This window comes from Nocardia sp. NPDC057663 (genome assembly GCF_042799895.1).
GTDB lineage: Bacteria > Actinomycetota > Actinomycetes > Mycobacteriales > Mycobacteriaceae > Nocardia.
On record NZ_JBHVHX010000001.1, the window covers coordinates 116548 to 137058 of the forward strand.

General features: G+C 68.7%; 22 protein-coding genes and 1 pseudogene. 12 read left to right on the forward strand and 11 right to left on the reverse strand.

Annotated elements, in window-relative coordinates; all coding sequences use genetic code 11:
• The first annotated feature begins 10 nt into the window (after positions 1 to 10).
• Entirely contained in the window at positions 11 to 178 is a 168-nt protein-coding gene (locus tag ACFVAV_RS00545; RefSeq protein ID WP_011211259.1) for a DUF3117 domain-containing protein, read from the forward strand.
• A gap of 14 nt (positions 179 to 192) precedes the next feature.
• Complete coding sequence (locus ACFVAV_RS00550) at positions 193 to 1074, forward strand: putative RNA methyltransferase (protein ID WP_379028061.1); 882 nt, start codon at positions 193 to 195, stop codon at positions 1072 to 1074.
• A 144-nt stretch (positions 1075 to 1218) separates the two neighbouring features.
• Here ACFVAV_RS00550 and glgA read toward each other — a convergent pair whose 3' ends face one another.
• The 3 genes and pseudogenes from glgA to ACFVAV_RS00565 all read right to left on the reverse strand — a co-directional run.
• Positions 1219 to 2385, reverse strand: a complete 1167-nt coding sequence (glgA, locus tag ACFVAV_RS00555; protein ID WP_379029865.1) for a glycogen synthase — start codon at positions 2383 to 2385, stop codon at positions 1219 to 1221.
• Positions 2386 to 2482: 97 nt separating this feature from the next.
• A complete protein-coding gene (locus ACFVAV_RS00560) occupies positions 2483 to 3238 on the reverse strand; it encodes an RNA-guided endonuclease TnpB family protein (RefSeq protein ID WP_379028063.1) in 756 nt (251 codons plus the stop codon).
• A gap of 452 nt (positions 3239 to 3690) precedes the next feature.
• Positions 3691 to 3786, reverse strand: a pseudogene (locus ACFVAV_RS00565) (hypothetical protein); the annotation flags it as partial.
• A 279-nt stretch (positions 3787 to 4065) separates the two neighbouring features.
• Between ACFVAV_RS00565 and glgC the strand changes: the two are divergent.
• Entirely contained in the window at positions 4066 to 5283 is a 1218-nt protein-coding gene (gene glgC / locus ACFVAV_RS00570) for a glucose-1-phosphate adenylyltransferase (RefSeq protein WP_379028065.1), read from the forward strand.
• A gap of 22 nt (positions 5284 to 5305) precedes the next feature.
• Here glgC and ACFVAV_RS00575 read toward each other — a convergent pair whose 3' ends face one another.
• Positions 5306 to 5938 carry an O-methyltransferase gene (locus ACFVAV_RS00575; protein ID WP_379028067.1) on the reverse strand — a complete coding sequence of 211 codons (633 nt, stop codon included), beginning with the start codon at positions 5936 to 5938 and terminating at the stop codon, positions 5306 to 5308.
• Positions 5939 to 6312: 374 nt separating this feature from the next.
• Here ACFVAV_RS00575 and sigE point away from each other — a divergent pair, with 374 nt between their 5' ends.
• The 9 genes from sigE to ACFVAV_RS00620 all read left to right on the forward strand — a co-directional run bounded on the left by sigE (position 6313) and on the right by ACFVAV_RS00620 (position 13452).
• Complete coding sequence (sigE, locus tag ACFVAV_RS00580; RefSeq protein WP_379028069.1) at positions 6313 to 6978, forward strand: RNA polymerase sigma factor SigE; 666 nt, start codon at positions 6313 to 6315, stop codon at positions 6976 to 6978.
• Positions 6979 to 7037: 59 nt separating this feature from the next.
• Positions 7038 to 7415 (forward strand): hypothetical protein, encoded by a 378-nt coding sequence (locus ACFVAV_RS00585; protein ID WP_379028071.1) that lies wholly within the window; start codon positions 7038 to 7040, stop codon positions 7413 to 7415.
• Between the two features lie 10 nt (positions 7416 to 7425).
• On the forward strand, positions 7426 to 8961 hold the full coding sequence (locus tag ACFVAV_RS00590; protein ID WP_379028072.1) for a trypsin-like peptidase domain-containing protein: 1536 nt from the start codon (positions 7426 to 7428) through the stop codon (positions 8959 to 8961).
• Between the two features lie 33 nt (positions 8962 to 8994).
• Entirely contained in the window at positions 8995 to 9420 is a 426-nt protein-coding gene (gene tatB, locus ACFVAV_RS00595; RefSeq protein WP_379028073.1) for a Sec-independent protein translocase protein TatB, read from the forward strand.
• 182 nt (positions 9421 to 9602) lie between these two features.
• Positions 9603 to 10460, forward strand: a complete 858-nt coding sequence (locus tag ACFVAV_RS00600; protein ID WP_379028075.1) for a hypothetical protein — start codon at positions 9603 to 9605, stop codon at positions 10458 to 10460.
• Between the two features lie 116 nt (positions 10461 to 10576).
• Positions 10577 to 11149: a hypothetical protein gene (locus ACFVAV_RS00605; RefSeq protein ID WP_379028077.1), complete on the forward strand. Its 573-nt coding sequence runs from the start codon at positions 10577 to 10579 to the stop codon at positions 11147 to 11149.
• A gap of 93 nt (positions 11150 to 11242) precedes the next feature.
• A complete protein-coding gene (locus tag ACFVAV_RS00610; protein WP_379028079.1) occupies positions 11243 to 12319 on the forward strand; it encodes an XdhC family protein in 1077 nt (358 codons plus the stop codon).
• 91 nt (positions 12320 to 12410) lie between these two features.
• Positions 12411 to 13004 (forward strand): TetR/AcrR family transcriptional regulator, encoded by a 594-nt coding sequence (locus ACFVAV_RS00615; protein ID WP_379028081.1) that lies wholly within the window; start codon positions 12411 to 12413, stop codon positions 13002 to 13004.
• Position 13005: 1 nt separating this feature from the next.
• Complete coding sequence (locus ACFVAV_RS00620) at positions 13006 to 13452, forward strand: DUF6640 family protein (protein WP_379028083.1); 447 nt, start codon at positions 13006 to 13008, stop codon at positions 13450 to 13452.
• Here ACFVAV_RS00620 and ACFVAV_RS00625 read toward each other — a convergent pair.
• The 7 genes from ACFVAV_RS00625 to dapE form a co-directional block, all read right to left on the reverse strand.
• Positions 13424 to 14089 carry a hypothetical protein gene (locus ACFVAV_RS00625; protein WP_379028084.1) on the reverse strand — a complete coding sequence of 222 codons (666 nt, stop codon included), beginning with the start codon at positions 14087 to 14089 and terminating at the stop codon, positions 13424 to 13426. The genes ACFVAV_RS00620 and ACFVAV_RS00625 overlap by 29 nt on opposite strands.
• Positions 14090 to 14213: 124 nt before the next feature.
• Positions 14214 to 15152: a glucosyl-3-phosphoglycerate synthase gene (locus tag ACFVAV_RS00630; protein ID WP_379028086.1), complete on the reverse strand. Its 939-nt coding sequence runs from the start codon at positions 15150 to 15152 to the stop codon at positions 14214 to 14216.
• Positions 15149 to 15985, reverse strand: coding sequence for a dihydropteroate synthase (gene folP, locus ACFVAV_RS00635; protein WP_379028088.1), 837 nt, complete (start codon positions 15983 to 15985; stop codon positions 15149 to 15151). The genes ACFVAV_RS00630 and folP overlap by 4 nt, the downstream gene beginning before the upstream one ends.
• Positions 15986 to 16180: 195 nt before the next feature.
• The gene (locus ACFVAV_RS00640; RefSeq protein ID WP_379028090.1) at positions 16181 to 17947 is read right to left on the reverse strand and encodes a long-chain-acyl-CoA synthetase; all 1767 of its coding nucleotides are present in this window, start codon (positions 17945 to 17947) and stop codon (positions 16181 to 16183) included.
• 12 nt (positions 17948 to 17959) lie between these two features.
• Positions 17960 to 18514, reverse strand: a complete 555-nt coding sequence (locus ACFVAV_RS00645; protein WP_379028092.1) for a TIGR00730 family Rossman fold protein — start codon at positions 18512 to 18514, stop codon at positions 17960 to 17962.
• Positions 18511 to 19314 carry a TIGR00730 family Rossman fold protein gene (locus tag ACFVAV_RS00650; protein ID WP_379028094.1) on the reverse strand — a complete coding sequence of 268 codons (804 nt, stop codon included), beginning with the start codon at positions 19312 to 19314 and terminating at the stop codon, positions 18511 to 18513. Before ACFVAV_RS00650 ends, ACFVAV_RS00645 begins: the two co-directional genes overlap by 4 nt.
• A gap of 36 nt (positions 19315 to 19350) precedes the next feature.
• The gene (dapE, locus tag ACFVAV_RS00655) at positions 19351 to 20445 is read right to left on the reverse strand and encodes a succinyl-diaminopimelate desuccinylase (protein ID WP_379028096.1); all 1095 of its coding nucleotides are present in this window, start codon (positions 20443 to 20445) and stop codon (positions 19351 to 19353) included.
• Positions 20446 to 20511 lie beyond the last annotated feature (66 nt).

Sequence of the window (20511 nt, forward strand, 5' to 3'; positions counted from 1 at the left end):
GGAGCAGAGGATGGCGGCCATGAAGCCCCGTACCGGGGACGGTCCCCTCGAGGCAACCAAGGAAGGTCGTGGAATCGTCATGCGGGTTCCACTCGAGGGTGGCGGGCGTCTGGTCGTCGAACTCACACCGGACGAGGCTGCGGCGCTCGGTGACGAACTGAAGAGCGTCACCAGCTGACGGCACTCACCGAGGTGGCCGCACTCCTGGCCTGCCCGGAGTGCGGAGACGAACTGCAACCGCGCGAACGCGCGCTGCGCTGCGGTACCGGGCACAGCTTCGACATCGCCCGTCAGGGCTATGTCGGGCTGCTCACCGGCGCGTCGACGAAGATGACCGGCGACACCGCCGCCATGCTCGACGCCCGCGCCGCCTTCCAGGGCGCCGGGCACTACGCGCCCATCGCCGCGGCGATCGCCCAGTCTTTCGGCGCCCCGGCCTCCGCGAGCACGCACCGCGGCACGGTGCCCGAGGAGGGCACCGCTCCCGACCACACCGCGCCTACCGGTAGCGCGATACTCGAGGTCGGCGCGGGCACCGGCTACTACCTGGCCGGTCTGCTGGACGCCGTGCCGGGGACGACCGGCATCGCGTTGGATGTGGCCAAGCCGGCCGCCCGCCGGGCCGCCCGCGCACATCCCCGGATGGCCTCGGTACTCGCCGATGCGTGGCGCGGCCTCCCGATCCGCGACAACACCCTCGCGGGCGTCCTCTCGGTCTTCGCCCCGCGCAACCCGGCCGAAGTCTCCCGGGTCCTGGCCCCCGGCGGCCGCTTCCTCGTCGTCACCCCGACCGCCCGCCATCTGGGCGAGCTGATCGGCCCGCTCGACATGGTGCGAGTCGACCCAGACAAGGACCGGCGCCTGGCCGATTCCCTGTCGGGCACCTTCACTCGCACCGCCCACACCCTCGTCGAGTTCCCGATGAAACTCGCCCGCGCCGACGTCACGAACGTCGTCGCGATGGGCCCGTCCGCCTTCCACGGGACCCCCGCCGACGACCCCCGTATCGCGGGCTTGCCCGACATCACCGAGGTCACCGCGTCGGTGACGGTGTCGGCCTACGTCCCGACCTGACCACCGGTCCACCCCACGGCAGCGGCGACATCGACCGTCGCACCTGGGCGGAACAGCGCCAGAGCACCCAGCAGCGTCCGCCACACACGCGGAAGGTCACTGGTTAGGCCATCGAACCGACGTCGCCGACCCCGGACACGACGACTACCGCAGCACGCTCCGGTACACCGCGAGAGTCTGCTCGGCGATGTGCGACCAGTCGAACTGTGCGATGGCGCGGGCCCGTCCGGCCTCGCCGTAGCGGACCGCCACGGCCGGATCACCGGCGACCTCGTTCACGGCGGCGGCGAACCCGCGTTCGTATTCGACCGTCTCATCGGAGTCGTAGTGCACCAACCGCCCGGTCACGCCGTCGTCGACGACCTCCGGGATACCACCCACGTCCGACGCGACGACGGCCGTCGCGCAGGCCATCGCCTCCAGATTGACGATGCCCAGGGGCTCGTAGACCGAGGGACAGACGAAAACCGCTGACGCGGCCAGGATCTGGCGGACCTGTTCGGTGGGCAGCATCTCCTTGACCCAGAACACGTTGCCGCGCTGGCGTTGCAGGCCGTCGACAGCGGCGGCGACCTCGAGTTCGAGTTCCCTGGTGTCGGCGGCCCCCGCGCACAGGACCAGCTGGATATCGGGGTCGAAATCCGCGGCGGCGGCGAGCAGGTGGCCGACGCCCTTCTGCCGGGTGATCCGGCCAACGAACGACACGATCGGCCGGTCGGCGCGCACCCCGAGGCGTTCCAGCACCGGCATCTCGTCGCCGATGGGCGGGCCGGGATGCCAGATGCTCGCGTCGATGCCGTTGTGCACCACGTGGACCCGGTCCGGATCGATCGCGGGGTAGGCGTCGAGCACGTCGTGGCGCATGCCCTCGCTCACCGCGATGACGGCGTCGGCGTTCTCCATCGCGTTGCGTTCCGACCACGAGGAGAGCCGGTACCCGCCGCCGAGCTGTTCGGCCTTCCACGGCCTGCGGGGTTCCAGCGAATGCGCGGTGAGCACGTGCGGAATGCCGTAGAGCGCCGCCGCGAGATGACCGGCCAGGCCCGCGTACCAGGTGTGCGAGTGCACCACGTCGACGGCGCCGACCGCGTCGGCCATCCGCAGTTGCGCCGACATCATCTGCAGCGCGGCATTGGCGGCGTAGAGCTCGGGATCAGGCCGGTGGACGACGGCGCCATGGCGCGGCGCGCCCATGCAGTGCACCGTCACCTCACACAGTTTCCGCAGCCTGGCGGTGAGTTCGGTGACATGCACGCCCGCACCGCCGTACACCTCGGGCGGATACTCCCGGGTCAGCATGCCGACTCGCAGCAATTCCGCCGGCGCCTGTTCGCTGTCGGTGCCAAAACTCACTGGTCCAAATTAGACCGTTGCCTTGTAGTGAGTAAACGTGAGTCTCACTCACTCATCAGGCAGCCGTCCCTTGCGAGACGACGGTCCCCGTCTCACCAACCCCGACAGGGTTGTGCGGGGTTGACGCTTCGCAGCCTCCTGCCGCACCCGCTCGCGCGAGTTCGGTCTCACAGATGGCTCCACGTCCTGCCACCGACCCACTGTCGGCGGGACTCTGTTCACCCAGCATCTGGGTTTCGCCGAGTCGCGCGAGGTTGATCGCGGCGTTGTGATCACGATCGATCACTACACCGCAGTGCGCACACCGGTAGGTGCGTTCGGCCAAGGTCAGGTTTGGCTTTCGCCCACCACAGGCCGAACATATCTTCGAGGAAGGGAAGAACCGGTCCGCCTCCACCAATGTGGAGCCGTACCAACGCGTCTTGTACGCCAGCATCGTTCGTACCTGGGCGAGGGCCGCATCGGCGAGGGCCCGGTTCAAACCACGCTTGTAGGCTCCGCCTGCGGATCGCATACCCGAGGCATTCAGCGTTTCCACCGTGATGACCCGGTGCTGCTGAGCCAGGCGAGTGGTCACCTTGTGCAATTCGTCCCGGCGCACATTCGCCGCGCGAGCGTGGGTTTTCCCGATCCTGGCCTGGGTTGCGCGCCAGCGCTTCGACGGCTGCTGTCTGCTGCGGGTGGCCGGGTCGTAGGGGCCGTGTCGCCGGGCGGTGGTGCGCTGCAACGCTCGTAACCGGGCTTGTGCGCGGGTGAGTGGTTTCGGGGCGGGGATACGTGCGAGTTCGGTTCCGTCCGGCGCGGCGACCAAGGACTCGCCCGGTTCCGGCGGGCCAGTTTGCGGGTGGATTCGTGCGTTCGGATCGTGCCCAGCCGGGGCAGGGTCACATGGTGGCGGTCCGGCTCTACCCGGATGGTGCCCGTGGTGAACCGCACCGACCGCCGCGACCGGGCGGTTTTGAACCTCGGGAACCCGACCGGATTGCCCGCGCGCTGACCGGTGCGGGATTTCGCCCAGTTGTCCAAGGCACGCGCGAGTGCGTCCAGGCCGGTGTTGTAGGCCTCCTTGGAGTTCTCACCCCACCACGGCGCGACCGTTTTCTTCCTGGCGTTCCACGTTCTACGGAGCGTGGGTAGTGACCACCCTAACGACGGGGTCAGCTCATCATCGGTGATCCCGTAGCTACGTTCCGCTGTCCGTTGATCCAGGACTGCTTTCGCCAGGGCGAGCATGTGATTGTGGGCGAACCGTGCGGCGCCGGCGTGCGAGAGCAACGCCCGATGCTGGGCGGGGGTGGGGTCGAGTGCGAACCGGTGAGCCTGTGCCACCCACCCCGCCGGGATCTCGAATCTCGCCATCAACACCTCCCCGCGCCGCGACGCGCAATGTACCGGCCACCACGGACAAGCTCGATGCGCAGGCAATTCTGCGCCAAGGACTTTGAATTCGAAGTGGGTCAACCGGTTACGAAGGTCGATCGTCGACCACCATGCCAGATGGGTCCGACATGAATTGCGTCACCTCACGCGTGTACAGATGCCCATGTCCGATCACCTTCACCCACGAAATGCCGAACAGTTCGGCTCCTCGGGTCGACATGGGCCACCGTGGTGCCGCCCAGCCTGTACTTTGACAGGGTGAGGAGCCAGCCGCACGTACTCGGGATCGTGCTCGCCGGTGGCGAGGGCAAGCGCCTATTTCCGCTCACCGCCGACCGCGCCAAGCCCGCGGTTCCGTTCGGTGGGGCGTACCGGCTGATCGACTTCGTACTGAGCAATCTCGTCAACGCGGGCTATCTGCGCCTGTGCGTGCTCACCCAGTACAAGTCGCACTCGCTGGACCGTCACATCTCGCAGACCTGGCGGCTGTCCGGCTTCACCGGCGAGTACATCACCCCGGTGCCCGCGCAGCAGCGGCTCGGCCCGCGCTGGTACACCGGCAGCGCCGACGCGATCATGCAGTCGCTCAATCTGATCTACGACGAGGATCCCGACTACATCGTTGTCTTCGGCGCCGACCATGTGTACCGGATGGACCCGGAGCAGATGGTCGCCAGCCACATCGCCTCCGGCGCGGGCGTCACCGTCGCCGGGATCAGGGTGCCGCGCAGCGAAGCGAGCGCGTTCGGCTGTATCGACTCCGACGAGTCGGGCCGGATCACCCAGTTCCTGGAGAAGCCGGCGCACCCGCCGGGCACCCCCGACGACCCGAACATGACGTTCGCGTCGATGGGCAACTACGTGTTCACCACCCGGGTGCTTGTCGACGCGATCCGCGCCGACGCCGAGAACTCCGACTCCGACCACGACATGGGCGGCGACATCATCCCGGCGCTGGTCGCGGCGGGCAAGGCCGCCGTCTACGACTTCGCCGACAACGACGTGCCCGGCGCCACCGAGCGCGACCGCGGCTACTGGCGCGACGTCGGCACCATCGACGCCTTCTACGAGGCGCACATGGACCTGGTCTCGGTGCACCCCGTGTTCAACCTCTACAACAAGCACTGGCCGATCCGCGGCGCCGCGGAGAACCTGCCGCCCGCCAAGTTCGCCCGCGGTGGGCTCGCGCAGGAGTCGATCGTCGGCGCCGGCTCGATCCTGTCGGCGGCCACCGTCCGCAATTCGGTGCTCAGCTCGAACGTGATGATCGACGACGGCGCCACCGTCGAGGGCAGCGTGCTCATGCCCGGTGTCCGGATCGGCAAGGGCGCGGTGGTGCGCCACGCCATCCTGGACAAGAACGTGGTGGTCGCCGAGGGCGAGATCATCGGCGTCGACCTGGACCGCGACCGCGAACGGTTCGCCGTCAGCAACGGTGGCGTGGTCACCGTCGGCAAGGGGATCTGGGTCGGTTAGCTCTGCTGTCGGCGCCGCGGTATCAACAGCGCGAGGCGCAGAGCAGGCCGTCGCCGATCGGAATCAGCACGCTGGTGAGCTCGGGGTTCTCCGCGATGGCCCTGGTCGCCGCGCGCACCGCCTGGGTGGCCGGGTCGCGCTGGCTCTGATCGGGGACGCGCCCACCCAGCAGCGCGTTGTGCAGGATGAACGCGCCGCCCTCGCGCAGCAGCCGGACACCCTGCTCGACGTAGAGCGGGTGCTCCATCGGGGCCGCGTCGACGAAGACGAGGTCGTAGGCGCCGTCGGCGAGCCGGGGTAGCACATCGAGCGCGCGGCCGTTGATCAGCCGGGTGCGCGCGGGCGGGATCTCGGCGGTGCGGAAGGCTTCCTTGGCCGCGCGCTGATGCTCGGGCTCGGAGTCGATCGTGGTGAGCGTGCCGTCCTCACGCATGCCGTCGAGCAGCCATAACCCGCTGATCCCGGCTCCGGTGCCCACCTCGACGACCGCGCGGGCGCCCAGCATCTGCGCGTACATGCTCAGCACCGCGCCGACGGAAGCGGGCACGGGCACGGCGCCCAGCTCGGTGGCCCGCTCGCGCGCATCCAGGAGGACGTCGTCCTCGACGACGGACTCCTCCACATAGGCCAGGTTCCGCTCTACGTTCGATGCCACAGCTAAGAGGCTAGGCCACCGAAGGGGTCTGTGTACTCAGCGAATGCGCCGGTTCGACGATGTGTCGCGCACAGATCACAGAATTGCCGAAAGTTTGCGGAAGCGTCACGAATGGCTTGGAACTGCTGCTTTTCCCGCGCCGGCGGGGCTAGGGTCGTCTGGGGCGAGGATTCTCAGGTCACACTCAGGATCTCCACATCTGACCCATATCGAGGCAGGAAATAGTTGCCCTACGCAAGGCCAGCCGATCGCGGCGGGCATGAGACGCGGGAACAACCTCACACAGTTGCTGGTTGATTCCGATAGCAAGGTTCGTCGACCCGGACCGGCGAGGTTTCGTGCCAGCGGTCCCGAGTAGGAGGTGTCCCATCCCGATGGTAGACACGGCGCGTCACGCCACACTGCCCGCCCAGACTCTCACCACTGATCTCACCACCGCCGACGATGCGGAATTCGAGGCCGAACTCACCGGTACCGCGGCCTTCGACGCGACCGGTGACCGCACCGTCATGCCGTCGTGGGATGAACTGGTCCGCGAACACGCCGACCGGGTGTACCGGCTGGCCTACCGCCTCTCCGGCGATGCGCAGGATGCCGACGACCTCACCCAGGAGACCTTCATCCGGGTGTTCCGCTCGCTGCAGAACTACCAGCCCGGCACCTTCGAGGGCTGGCTGCACCGCATCACCACCAACCTCTTCCTCGACATGGTCCGCCGCCGCAACCGCATCCGCATGGAAGCGCTGCCCGAGGACTACGACCGGGTCCCCGCCGAAGGTCCGACTCCGGAGGAGTCGTATCACGACGCGCGCCTCGACCCCGACCTGCAGAAAGCACTGGATTCCCTGGCACCGGAGTTCCGTGCCGCGGTGGTCCTCTGTGACATCGAGGGCCTGTCCTACGAGGAGATCGGCGCGACGCTCGGCGTGAAGCTGGGCACCGTGCGCAGCCGGATCCATCGCGGGCGGCAGGCACTGCGCGACTACCTTGCGCATAATGGAACTGAGCAGCGGTACTCCGCTGACGCCTACGCAGGGTGATGTCGTTCTCGGCAGCACCGGGCCTCTCGGTTGATGTCGGTCGGAAGGAAGAACTACGCATGAGCGTGGAACCCAGTGGCTCCTCAGGTCGTGGTCGTGCCCCGCGCTTTCAGCCCACCGAGCACCTGGCCAGCGAGGCGATCGCGGCCTTTGTAGACGGCGAACTGCGCATGAACGCGTATCTGCGCGCCGCCCAGCATCTTTCGGTCTGCCCGGAATGCGCGGCCGAGGTCGATGCCCAGCAGCAGGCGCGGATCGCGCTGCGCCGGGCCGCCGAAGTCGCCGTGCCGCGCAGCCTGCACGACAGCCTGACCCGCATCCCGCTGGCCGAACTGCCGGGGACCACGTCCGAGCCGCCGCGCCGTAACGAGGCGATTCTCGGATTCATCACCGATTCCTTCACCGCGACCCGGTGGACAACCTGGCGTCGCAAGTAGAGTCTCGGACGTGACAGGCGAATCGACGAATTCCGGATCGACCGAACACGCGGATTCGGCGGCCGACCGGGGGAACCTGCGGCCGTCGGACGCACCGAACCTCGGCCCGCGTCCGGTGTACCGGCCGCACATCGACAGCCATACCGCGCGCGCGTTCCGCCGCCCGAACGGCCAGAACGGCTCGTTCGCACCGCACGACCCGCAGCAGCAGCCCACCACCGCCGACGCCGATCAGCTGGTCACTCAGCGGCCGCCGGACGGCGTGCTGGCCGAGGCGTTCGCCCGGCCCGAAGGCTCCGACGAGCTGCTGCAGCGCGAACCCGGCTCCGACGAGCAGCGATCGTCCGTCGCCGGTCCGGTCGATCCGTGGCGTGATCCGGCCGCCGGCGCGCGACTCGGTGCGCCCGCCGTCGAGACCCCCGAACCCGAACGACTGCCCGTCGCCCCCAAGCTGACCGCCCGCGAGGTGCTGTTCGGCTCCCGGGTCGCGCCCAAGGCGCTGGCGCTGCTGGCCGTGCTCGCGCTCGGCCTCGCCGTCGTGGGCGGCCTGGTCGGGCGGATCACCGCCGAGACCGCGTCGACGCTGACCTCACGCAAGGTCACCCTCGACCAGAGCGCGGGCATCGAGGAACCGCACAGCCGGATCGCCGCCGTCGCCAATGCCGTACTGCCGTCGGTGGTCTCGATCCGGGTCACCGTGGGCGACAACGGCGCGACCGGCTCCGGCGTGGTGATCGACGGCGCGGGCTATGTCGTCACCAACAACCACGTGATCTCGATGGCCGCGACCGACAAGTCCAATCGGGCCGCCATTCAGGTGCAGTTCTCCGACGGCACCCGGGTGCCCGCCCAGATCGTCGGCCGCGACCCCAAGACCGACCTCGCCGTGCTCAAGGTCGAGGCCAAGAACCTGACCGTGGCCACCCTCGGCAAGTCCGCCGAGGTGCAGGTCGGCGACGATGTGCTGGCGGTCGGCTCCCCGCTCGGCCTGAGCAAGACCGTCACCTCCGGCATCGTCAGCGCCCAGCACCGCCCGGTGAAGCTGGCGGGCGAGGGCAGCGACACCAATGCGGTGATCGACGCCGTGCAGACCGACGCCGCGATCAACCCGGGTAACTCCGGTGGCGCGCTGGTCGACATGGAGGGCCGGGTGATCGGCATCAACACCGCGATCCGCAGTGAGACCGGCGGTTCGGTCGGCCTCGGCTTCGCCATCCCGGTCGACGTGATGACCGCCGTCACCCAGACCCTGATCCGCGACGGGCAGATGCACCACCCGGTGATCGGCCTGAGCGCGCGCACCAAGACCGTCGCCAACGAGGTGATGAGCGGCGCCGCCGTCGCCGATGTGGCGCCGGGCAGCCCGGCCGCGAAGGCGGGCATCGTCGAGGGCGACGTGATCGTGAAGATCGGCGACCGTGAGGTCACCGGCCCGGACGAGCTGGTCGTCGCCGTGCAGTCGCACAAGATCGGCGAGACGGTGAACGTGCAGTTGATCCGCGATGGCAGGCAGGTGGACGTGCCCGTGACCCTCGAATCCGACTGAGCTGGGCCGACGCGCGCCAGGTAACCTGAAATCGTGTTCAGCAGCATCGGGTGGAGCGAGATGATGATCCTGCTCGTCGCCGCCCTCGTGATCCTCGGCCCGGAGCGCCTGCCCGGGGCGGTCCGGTGGACCACGCGTTCCCTGCGCCAGGTGCGCGACTACGCCAGTGGCGCCACCACCCAGTTGAAGCAGGAACTGGGGCCGGAGTTCGACGAGTTGCGCAAGCCGCTGGCCGAGCTGAACGAACTGCGCGGGATGAGCCCGCGGGCCGTGGTCACCAAGCACCTGCTGGGCGGTGACGATTCGGTGCTGCGCGATCTGGAGAGCGCGGTGCCCGACCCGCAGCAACTGTTCGGCACGAGCAGCGGGATGCCCGGTGCTTCGGCCCCGTCCTCGCCCTCGCTGTCGAAGCCGCTGGACCGCAACGAGCGTCCCCCGATCGACTTCGACGCCACGTAAGAACCCCGGAACACACCGCACGGTCGGCATTTGCCACAGGGTCGCACGGACCGCACACAGCCTCGGCTACCTCGAAATATTGTGATTGCCGACAGTCGAACATGATTACCGTTGTGCTGCAAGACAGTTCAATGTCAACCGATATAGACACGGAATGCTGTCGAGCTGTCTAGACTTCGCACATGTCGGCCGATGACGTGGCACGAGTCTTCGCGATCGAGGACAAGGTCGAGAGACTCAAAGCAGCCACCGACGGGGTGGCGGCTGCCCAGCAGACCATCAACGAACTCACCAGGATCAGGCGCGCCGTGATCCGCGAACTCCATGCCGAGGGCTGGACGTTCGCCCGGATCGGTGCCGCGGCCGGACTGTCCCGTGCGCGCATCCACCAGGTGAGCACGCAGGGACCGGTCCCCGAGGGCCTGTTCTTCGGACACGGCGCGCTGACCGTGCTCGCCCCCGAGGTCCGCGCGGGCAGGCTACTCGGCGCGCCCGACCCCGCGGCCGCTCAGCGCCTGGCCGAGCTGCTGCGCCAGCTGGGCTTCGTGGCGACCGTGGAGACCTTCCTGCCCGGCAGGCCGATCGACCTCAATCGCGACGGCCTGGTGGTCCTCGGCGGCCCCGAGCTGTCCCCCAGCCTGCGTCAGCTGGTCGTCGCCGATCCCCGGCTGCGCCGGACCGTCACCCGGGCGGGCGACACCCGCCGCGGCATCGAGGACAGGGCAGCGCGCCGCGTGTACCGCCCCGGCGGCACCGAACCGCACGACATCGCCTACCTCGCCCGGCTGCCCCGCCCCGACCGGCGCGGCAGCATCATGCTGATCGACGGCCTGCACCCGCCGGGCTCGCTGGGTGCGATCCGATTGCTGGCGACCCGGCTCGCCACCCTGCATGAGCGTGCGAGCACGCATTTGTTCTCGGTACTCATCGCGGTCCGGTACGACCGCACCACCGGCGAACCCGTCGACGCCGACCTACTCACCCCGGTTTATCGCCATGAAACAGACCCAAGGTTGGCTATGACCCGGGTTCGTCCATAGTTCAATCTAAACTCGCCACTGTTTGTGATCTCCATCACGCTACTGTTATGGTTCACAAACCGTCCGCGATGGTTAGATTGCTAGCGAATAACCGAGTGTGAGTAGGTGAGCGTCACATGTTCTCGTCTCCCGAGGCCAGCGCGTGCCGGGTTCTGCCCGTCCGCGCGGCAGGCACGCCGGATCCACGGCCCGTCCCCCCGTTCGATGCCGAGCAGGCCGCTGCCGAGGTCATCGTCGCGACTCACCGCGTCACCTACAGCGACCGTTTGAAGGTCTTCATCGGCCCGAACGAGGACGTGGACAGCTTTCTGCGCCCGTTGCGCCGGATGGACGGTCATCAGCGCTACGCACTCGATCTGACGGTGCTCCCCGAGCCGATGCCCGCCACCGAGGTCACCTCGACGGTGAGCACGGCGCGCGGCGATCTCGCCCTGCAGTGCGCCGGCTCGGCCGATGCGATGACCCTGCAGCTGCGCACGACGGTCGACCACGTCACCCGCCGCTACACCCTCGGCTTCCCCGGCAACAGGCTCGGCCTGCCCACGGTGTACGTGCCGCACGGTGACGACGACACCTACGTCTACCCCGGAGAGGTGTTCACCGCCGAGCACGCCGCCGAGATCTTCCGCGGCTTCTTCCAGGACGGCACCGTGCCGGGCGGGCTCCAGCACCGCGAGATCCTCGACTGACCCGCGCTCACCGCGCGTGCATGCTGTGCGATAGCTAAGCTGGTCACGACGGTCACCACGCGTTGACGGTGGCCGTGGAAAGGCCGGTGCGCGATGCGTGATCTGCTCGGGCAGATGCTCGATCTGCTTCCGCGCGAGCCGGTGGCGCTGGCCAGAATCGTCGACCGGACCGGCGCGGGACCCCGGGACACCGGCGCGGCGATGGCGATCACCGCGGACGAGCGGGTCATCGGCTCGCTCTCCGGCGGATGCGTCGAATCGGCGATCGTCATCACCGCGGGCCAGGTCCTGCTCGACGGCCACGCGAGCACCGAACGCTTCACCGGCGACGACGAATTCACCGTCGGCCTCCCCTGCGGCGGCGAGATCGAAGTCTTCGTCGAACGCCTCGACCACACCGACCTTCCCCTGCTCCGCGACCTGCACTCCGCCCTCAGCGCGCACCAGCCCGTCGCCTACGCCACCACGCTGGAAGCCACCCCCGATCGAAAACTCCTGCGCCCCGGCCGGATCGACCCCTGGCGCGACCTCGACCAGGACGCCGGCGCCCTCCTCGCCGCAGGCCACAACGGCCTGATCGGCGCCCAGGACTGCACCCCCGCCGCCGCGTCACGTCCACGCACCTTCGTCCAGGTCTTCCGCTCCCCCGCCCGCATGATCCTGGCGGGCGCCAACGACTACACCCGCGCCCTCTCCGTGGCGGCGGCCCAGCTCGGCTACCACGTCACCGTCGTCGACGCCCGCGAAACCTTCACCACCCCAGCCCGTTTCCCCGCCGCCGACGAGGTGGTCGTCGACTGGCCCCACCGCTACCTCACCGCGGAGAACCAGGCGGGCCGCGTCGACAGCCGCACCGTGATCTGCGTCCTCACCCACGACCCCAAATTCGACGTCCCGACGCTGACAACGGCCCTCCACCTCCCCGCCGTCGCCTTCCTCGGCGCCCTCGGCTCCCGCCGCGCCCACACCGACCGCACCCGACGCCTCCACGAACTGGGCCTGACCGACACCGAGATCTCCCGCATCCGAAGCCCTCTCGGCCTCGACCTCGCCGCCCACACCCCCGAAGAAACCGCGATCTCCATCCTGGCTCAGATCCTCGCCGATCGCGGCGGCGCTACCGCACAGCCGCTGACCGCCCTCGACGGCCCGATCCACCACCGCTCCTAGCCCTAACCGCCCAAACCTCTGTACACACCGGCCACACTTCGATACAGTTTGTTTCATAGCTATGAAACATCTTGTCTCACAAGGAGGTCCCGTGCGTCCACCCGATCCCCGGACCGTGCGCAGTCGCGATGCCGCGCTCGCCTCAGCCAGGGAGCTACTGGTCGAGCAGGGCCTGGCCGGTCTGACGCACGGCGCTGTCGCGATGCGCAGCGGGATCAGCCGGGCCACGCTGTACCGCCTCTGGCCGGAACCGACCGATCTGGTGCGCGCCACCATCACCTGGCACATCACCCTCGCGCAGTCACCGCCGACCGGTGATCTGCGCGCCGATCTCCTGACAGAACTGACGGGCACCCGCGCGATGCTGCACCAGCCGGCCAGCGAGCAGGCGATGCGAGTGCTGATCGAAAGAGCAGCTGTCGACCCGAAATTCGCGGCGGTCAAGGAGGCGCTGTACCGCTCGGGCACCCGGGTGGTGCGCTCGATCCTGGCCGATGCCGTCACCCGCGGCGACCTGCCCGCCGATCTCGACGTCGACCTGGCCGTCGACCAGCTGCACGGCCCCCTGTTCTTCCGCCGACTAGTCGCCCACCGCACCTTCGACCTGGACTACGTACAGGCGGTCGTCGACGACTTTCTCCGCTGCCGCTCCGCGAAAACCCCACACCAGCAAGGATCTTTGTGACATGACCGCACGCCTGCTCACCGTCCTGGTCGCCGTCGTCACCGTATTCGGCGCACTACTGGCCGATTTCGTCATCCCGGCAGGCGCCGACCAGCACCTGCGCAACGACGCCTGGCCCCCACACGCGAAATTCCACGACGCCCAGTACATCGTCATGTCCATCCTGCTCGGCGCCCTCGCCCTGCTCCTGCTGCTCCGCCGCGACGGCACCACCCCATCCCGGATCCGCACGTCCTGCGCCATCCTCGCCACCCCCTGGCTGGGCCTGCTGGCCGCCTTCCTGTTCCCCGGCACCGCCATCCAGGACCCGGGATTCGACAACCCATCCCCCCTCGGCCTCCACCCCCAGGTCCTCTTGGCCGCGATCCTGCTGGTCATCCTGGCCACCGCCGCCTCACTCGTCGCCCGCGAGAACCACGTCAATTCCGTGGACCGACGCAGAGGGTGAACCCGTGCTCGGTGTGGGTGAACAGGGTTGTCGGGATCCCCGCGCAGTCCTGCGGTCCGGTCGGCTTGCCCGGGGCACCGGCCACCTTCCGCAATACCCGCCCCATTGCCGCCGGGTCAGCGCACGCGACCTTCTGCAGGCGGACCTCGTTGCCGAACCAGCCCACCTCCACTCGACCTACGCACTGCCCGGATGTCACCCGTTGCATCGATTCGTCGATGGCGATCTGGTCGCGGAGGTAGAAGAGGGCGACCACCCCGAACGCGACGACGAAAGGCAGGGCGAAGCCGAGGGCGCCCAGGCGGCGGAACAGGGGCTTGCCCGGGTCCATCGGGGTGTGGCCCCAGTAGGTTTCGGGAGCGGGTAGCGCGGCGATGCTACGGCGATTCATCGCGTTGACGACGAATCCGGCCAGGTTGTAGAACAGCGATTGGATACCCCACCACCCGAACCAGGCGCTGCCGATCGTGATTCTGCGATACGTCGCCAACCCGCAATCCCGGCAGAACGGGCCCACCTCGGTGGTCTCCACCCGAAACAGCAGCAGACCCCAGTGCCCCGCGAGGTCTACATCGATCGCGGGTGACGCGCCGCAGTGCCGGCACCGGACACCGTCGTGCTGAAATCCGTCCGACACCGGTCTTCTTCTCCCGCAGTCTCATTCGCCAGAACCGGCAAACAGTACGGATCAGCGAAGGCACCCGCAACCCGGGCAGCAGACGGGCGCCCCGTCGAGGTGACGAGGCGCCCGGTGCGGTCGATTACGCCGCGACCTGTTCCGGCCGAAGGGTTTTCATCGGGGGGCGGTCTTCGAGGGAGACCTCGGTGGAGTGGGCGATGAATTCGCCGCCGATCATGGGGAACTGGGTGAGGGCGGCACCGGAGTCGGTGACGCCGCTGCGGCCCAGGGCGGTGCCGAGGATCTGGCGGCTCATCACGCCGAGGTCGGCGAGAGGGCGGTTGCGGTGGGTGCGCACGCCCAGGTTGACCTGGGTGATGGCGTCCATGCCCAGCTGGTCGTAGGTGTCGAGGAGCAGGCCGATCTCGACGCCGTAGCCGGGGGCGAAGGGAACGGCGGTGAGGAGTTCGCGGGTGCCCGCGTATTCGCCGCCGAGGGGTTGCAGGACCTGGGAGAGTTCGGGGCGCAGGGCCGCGAGGAGGGGGCGGGCGACGAGTTCGGTGACGCGGCCGCCGCCGTGGGCGTCGACCGACTCGCCCTGGCGCAGCGGGCGGCGGTAGTAGGCCTTGGACAGGTGGGTGCCCGGCGTGGTCAGCAGGGGGCCGAGCAGTTTGGGCACGAAAGCCGGGTCGGGGTCGATCAGGTCGGAGTCGACGAAGGCGATCAGATCGCCTGTCGTGCAGGCCAGCGAGCGCCACAGCACCTCACCCTTACCGGGGACCGGCTCGAGTTCGGGGACTGCCTCCTCGCGGGTGAACACCTCGGCGCCGGCCGCGCGGGCGCGGGCGGCGGTGGCGTCGGTGGAGCCGGAGTCGAGCACGATCAGTTCGTCGACGAGCGTGCCGAGCAGCGGCCGGATACTGGCCACCACCTCGGCGACGGTGTCTTCCTCGTTCAGCGCGGGCAGCACCACCGAGACGGTGCGGCCTGCCTTGGCGGCGACGAGCTCGCCGACCGTCCAATCAGGGATGTCCCACGTGTGGGTAGTGGCCCAGGCGGGCTCGCGGTGTTGGATTTTCATGCCAGACCTCGCAGAGTTCGTGCGGGGGGCCGGATGCCCTGGATCGCGGCGATCATGTCCACGACCCGCCGAGTTTCGGCGACTTCGTGAACCCGGAAGATTCGAGCACCCGCGGCGGCCGACCATGCGGTCGCCGCCAATGTGCCCTCGACCCTTTCGGTCAGACCGACACCTAAAGTCTCCCCGATAAAATCCTTGTTGCTCAGTGCCATCAAGACTGGCCATCCGGTTTTTACGAGACTGTCGATTCCGCGCAACAACTCGAGCCCGTGATAGGTGTTTTTCCCGAAATCATGGGTGGGATCGATCACGATGCCATCGCGCCGCACACCGGCGGCCGCGGCATTTTCCGCCGCGGCGACAACTGTCGCCGTCACCTCGGCCACCACATCGGCATAGCGGACCCGATGCGGGCGCGTGCGCGGCACCGCACCGCCGGTGTGGCTGCAGACGATGCCCGCGCCCGTCTCGGCGGCCACATGCACCAGATCGGGATCGGCGCCGGCCCAGGTGTCGTTGACGAGGTCGGCGCCCGCGCCGACAGCCGCCCGCGCGACATCGCTGCGCCAGGTATCCACACTGATCAACAGGTCGGGGTATTTCGCCCGGATCGCCGCGACGAACGGAACCACCCGCTGGGTTTCCTCGACGGCGTCGACCGTGACGCCGGGGCCCGCTTTCACCCCGCCGATATCGACCAGATCGGCGCCCTCGTCGACCGCCCGCGCCACCCGTTCCATGGCGGCCTCGTCGCTGAATGTCGCGCCCCGGTCGTAGAAGGAGTCGGGAGTGCGATTCACGATCGCCATCACCAGGGCGCGATCGGTCGCCACGGGTCGCCCGCATAGCCGCCCCTCCGCGACTTTTGCAGACGACTCAGCACCGCTGCTGTCCCGCCTCCCCGCGACTTTTGCCGACAACTCAGCGCCGCTACTGCTGGTGCTCCGGGCAGGCGGTTGTGCGTGTGGTCGGGGTTCGGGCGTGCCCGACGAGTTACCCATGTTCATGCGAAATCAGACGTTACCTTGCTACCGCGGCGCTTGACCGGCCGCGACATCGGCCGCGTACCCGTCGTAGGCCGGCACGTAGCCGGTGGACGGACCCGACAGCACAAAGAGCTGGCTGTCCCCATCCACGGCATAACCCTGCTTGCGCAGCTCCACCTTGCGGCTCTTGAACGTCGAGGTCTGTTCCAGCTCCGCCACCACCCGCACGAACAGCGGGATCGCGTAGAGCGGCAGTCGCTGGTAGACGGTCGCCGCCAGTGCCCTGCCGTCGAACTCCGCGCCGGGATGCAGGGTGACCGCGGCCATGCCCGCCTTGCCGTCGGTGCCGGGGATGTCGACGCCGTAGACGACGGCCTGCGCGATGCTCTCGTCGTGGTCGAAGGCGCCCTCCACCTCGGTGGTCGCCACGTTCTCGCCCTTCCAGCGGAAGGTGTCACCGAGCCGGTCGACGAAGGCGATGTGCCAGAAGTGCTGATCGCGGACGAGGTCGCCGGTGTCGAACCAGCAGTCGCCCTTCTTGAAGCCGTCACGGACCAGCTTGGACTCGGAGGCCCGCTTGTCGGTGTAGCCGTCGAAGGGCTGGCGGTCGTTCACCTTCGCCAGCAGCAGGCCGACCCCGCCGGAACGCACGCGGCGCAGTTTCCCGTCGCTGCCGCGCCGGGCCTTGCCGGTCTCGTCGTCGTATTCCACGACCGCGTACGGCAGCGGGCACAGGCCCGCGGTCCGGTCGACGCCGAACGCGTTGACGAACGCCAGCGGCGCCTCACTGGACCCGTAGAACTCGACCACCCGGCCGATCCCGAACCGCCTGCGGAACTCGTCCCACAGTTCCGGTCGCAGACCGTTGCCGACGGCGAGGCGCACCCTGTTGTTCTTCTCGGCGGGCCGCACCGGCTGGTTGAGCAGGTACCGGCACAGTTCGCCGATGTAGATGAACGCGGTCGCGCGCTCGCGGGCGATCTCCTCCCAGAACCCCGACGCCGAGAACTTGCGGCTGAGCACGTAGGTCGCCTCGCCTGCCAGCACCGCCGACAGCGCGACCGTGAGCGCGTTGTTGTGGTACAGCGGCAGGCAGCAGTACAGGCCGTCGCCCGCATGCAGCCGGACGCCGAGCCCGCCGAGCCCGGCCATGCTCTTGGTCCAGCGGTAGTGGGTCATCACGCTGGCCTTGGGCAGGCCGGTGGTGCCGGAGGTGAAGATCAAAAACGCCCGCTCGCCCGCGGTGACCTGCGCGCACACGGCCGGGTCGGCATCGGTTGCGGTGCGGGCGGATTCGGCGAGATCCTCGGCGGCGAGCACGTTCGCGGCGGGCTCGGGCAGCGAGTCCAGCGCCTCGGCGCATTCTTCGCCGACCACGTTGAGCACGCTGCCGAGCAGGCCGATGCTGTGCGCGAGCACCTGATCACGCTGGTTGTAGTTGAGCAGGCCGGCGGTGCCGCCGAGCTTGAGCACGGCGAGCACCGTGAACAAAGTCTCCGGCCGGTTGGTCATCAGCACGCCGACCACGTCCCCGCGCCGCACGCCACGCGCGGAAAGCACTGCCGCGTACCGGTTCACCTCGCTGTTGGCGGCGCGATAGGTGTAGGAGCGGCCCTCGAAACGCAGGAACACGCGGTCGGGTCTGCGGTGGGCGACCCGCTGGAAATACAGGCCGATGGAGGCTTTGGCCTTGGGCCCCACCAGCATTCCGCGCGCATTGCGCAACATGCCGGGGGCGTCGAGCGCCATTCCGGGCAGCGCCTTGGCCAGGTCGAAAACGCTCACGGTCGAGCGGGCATCGTTGCTCACGTCGAATCTCTCCTAGCCGGCCACAGCCGGTTTCAGCGCAGCGAACGCGGCGGGCAGGTCGGCGACCACGGTGATGCGGTCGCGTGCGTGCGGCGACACGATTCTGCGTTCGTACAGTTCATCGAGCCAGCGGAACAGCCCGCTGTAGAAACCGTTCGCGTTCAGCACGACAACAGGTTTGGCGTGCTCGCCGAGGTAGCCGCCGGTCCACGTCTCGAAGAACTCCTCGAGCGTGCCCACCCCACCCGGCAGCGCGAGGAACGCGTCGGATCGGGCCTCCATCAGCTGCTTACGCTGACGCATGGTGTCGGTGACGAGCAGTTCGCCCGCGTCGACATCGGCGACTTCGGAGTGCACCAGATGTTTCGGGATCACCCCGACGGTGTGCGCACCGCCGGCGCGGGCCGCGGTGGCGACCGCGCCCATCATCGACACGTGACCGCCACCGGACACCAGTTGCCAACCGCGCCGGGCGATCTCGGTGCCGACGCGCGCGGCCAGGCTGATCAGATCGGGATCGGTGGTGCTGGCCGAGCAATAGACGCAGACGGAGTACGGCGCGCTCACCACTTGTCCTCGGTGCCGAGACGCTCGATGTTCGCGTGGTCGCCGGTCTCGCCCTGGATGATGCGCACGACCTCGTCGACGCTGTCGGTCAGCTGGATCAGGTCGAGGTCTTCGGGGGAGATCTTCCCCGAGCCCGCCAGCGAATCCCGCAGCCAGTCGACCAGGCCGGACCAGTAGGCGGTGCCGAACAGGATGATCGGGAAGCGGGTGATCTTGCGGGTCTGCACCAGGGTCAGCGCCTCGAACAGCTCGTCGAGGGTGCCGAATCCGCCGGGCAGGCAGACGAAGGCCTGCGAGTACTTCACGAACATCGTCTTGCGCACGAAGAAGTACCGGAAGTTGATGCCGAGATCGACCCAGTCGTTGAGGCCCTGCTCGAACGGCAGCTCGATACCGAGACCGATCGAGTAGCCGCCCGCCTCCGACGACCCGCGGTTGGCGGCCTCCATCGCGCCCGGTCCGCCACCGGTGATCACCGCGAACCCGGCCTTGGTGAGCGCGGCCCCGATCGCCCTGCCCGCCGCGTACTCGGGATCGGTACTCGGGGTGCGCGCCGAACCGAACACGGTGACCGCGGGCGGAACCTCGGCGAGCGCGCCGAATCCCTCGACGAACTCGGCCTGGATCCGCAGCACCCGCCACGGATCGGTGTGCACCCAGTCGCTGTCCTGCCGGGTGTCGAGCAGATTCCGGTCCGCGGTCCGCAACCCCGGCTTGCGTTCCCGCCGGAACATCACCGGCCCACGGAACTTCGCCGTGGGTTTGACCTTCCCAGCGTGATCAGCGGAATCGGTAGACATACCCCCACGCTACTGGGTCGGATCGACCGGCAGTCGTCAGCGGGCCGACAGGTAGGTGCGCAGCATCGCGGTGACCGCGGTGATCTGGCTCAGCGGGACGTGCTCGTCGCGTTTGTGGGCCAGATTGGGGTCGCCGGGGCCGAAGTTGACGGCGGGGATGCCGCGGGCGGCGAAGCGGGAGACATCGGTCCAGCCGTACTTGGCGCGCACGCCGCCGCCACCATGGGCGTTGACCGAGTCGATGAGGGTGCGGGCGGCGGGCGCGGTGAGGCCGGGCAGCGCGCCGGGCGAGGAGTCGGTGACCACGAAGTCGATGTCGAGTCCGTCGAACACCTCGCGCACATGGGCGATGGCCTGCTCGACCGTGCGATCGGGGGCGAAGCGGAAGTTCACATCCACCTCGGCGGCATCGGGCACGACATTGCCCGCGACCCCGCCGGAGACGCGCACGGCCGACAGGCCCTCGCGGTACACGCAGCCGTCGATGTCGACCTCGCGCGCCTCGTAGGCCGCCAACCGGGCCAGCACCGGCGCGAGCGCGTGGATCGCGTTCACACCCAGCCAGGCCCTGGCCGAATGCGCGCGCACGCCCGCGGTGGTCAGCCGCACCCGCAGCGTGCCCTGGCAACCCGCCTCGATCCAGCCGCCGGAGGGTTCGCCGAGGATCGCCAGGTCACCCTCGAGCCACTCCGGCAGTTCCCGCTCGATGTGGCCGAGGCCGTTGAACTCGGCGGCGATCTCCTCGCCGTCGTAGAAGATCAGCGTCAGGTCGTGCGCGGGCTCGGCGATGGTGGCCGCGAGGTGCAGGAACACCGCGTCGCCGGACTTCATGTCGACGGTGCCGCAACCGAACAGCACGGGCTCCCCGGCCACCGTGTCCGGGCGGCTCGGGACGTTGTCGGCGATCGGCACGGTGTCCAGATGCCCGGCCAGGATCACCCGTGTCGGCAGCCCGCGGTGGCTGCGCGCCAGGACCACGTTGCCGTGCCGCAGCACCTCGAACCCGGTGGTCTGCTCCCGTAGTGCCTGCTCGACCAGATCCGCGATCTTGGCCTCGTCCAGCGACACACTGGGGACGTCGACCAGGGCGGCCGTCAACTGAATGGGGTCGGCATGCAAATCGAAAGTCACCTCTCGACAGTAGTACGGACGCAGGCCAGCCGAGCGAACCAATGGCAAATATTACGATTGTTTGAA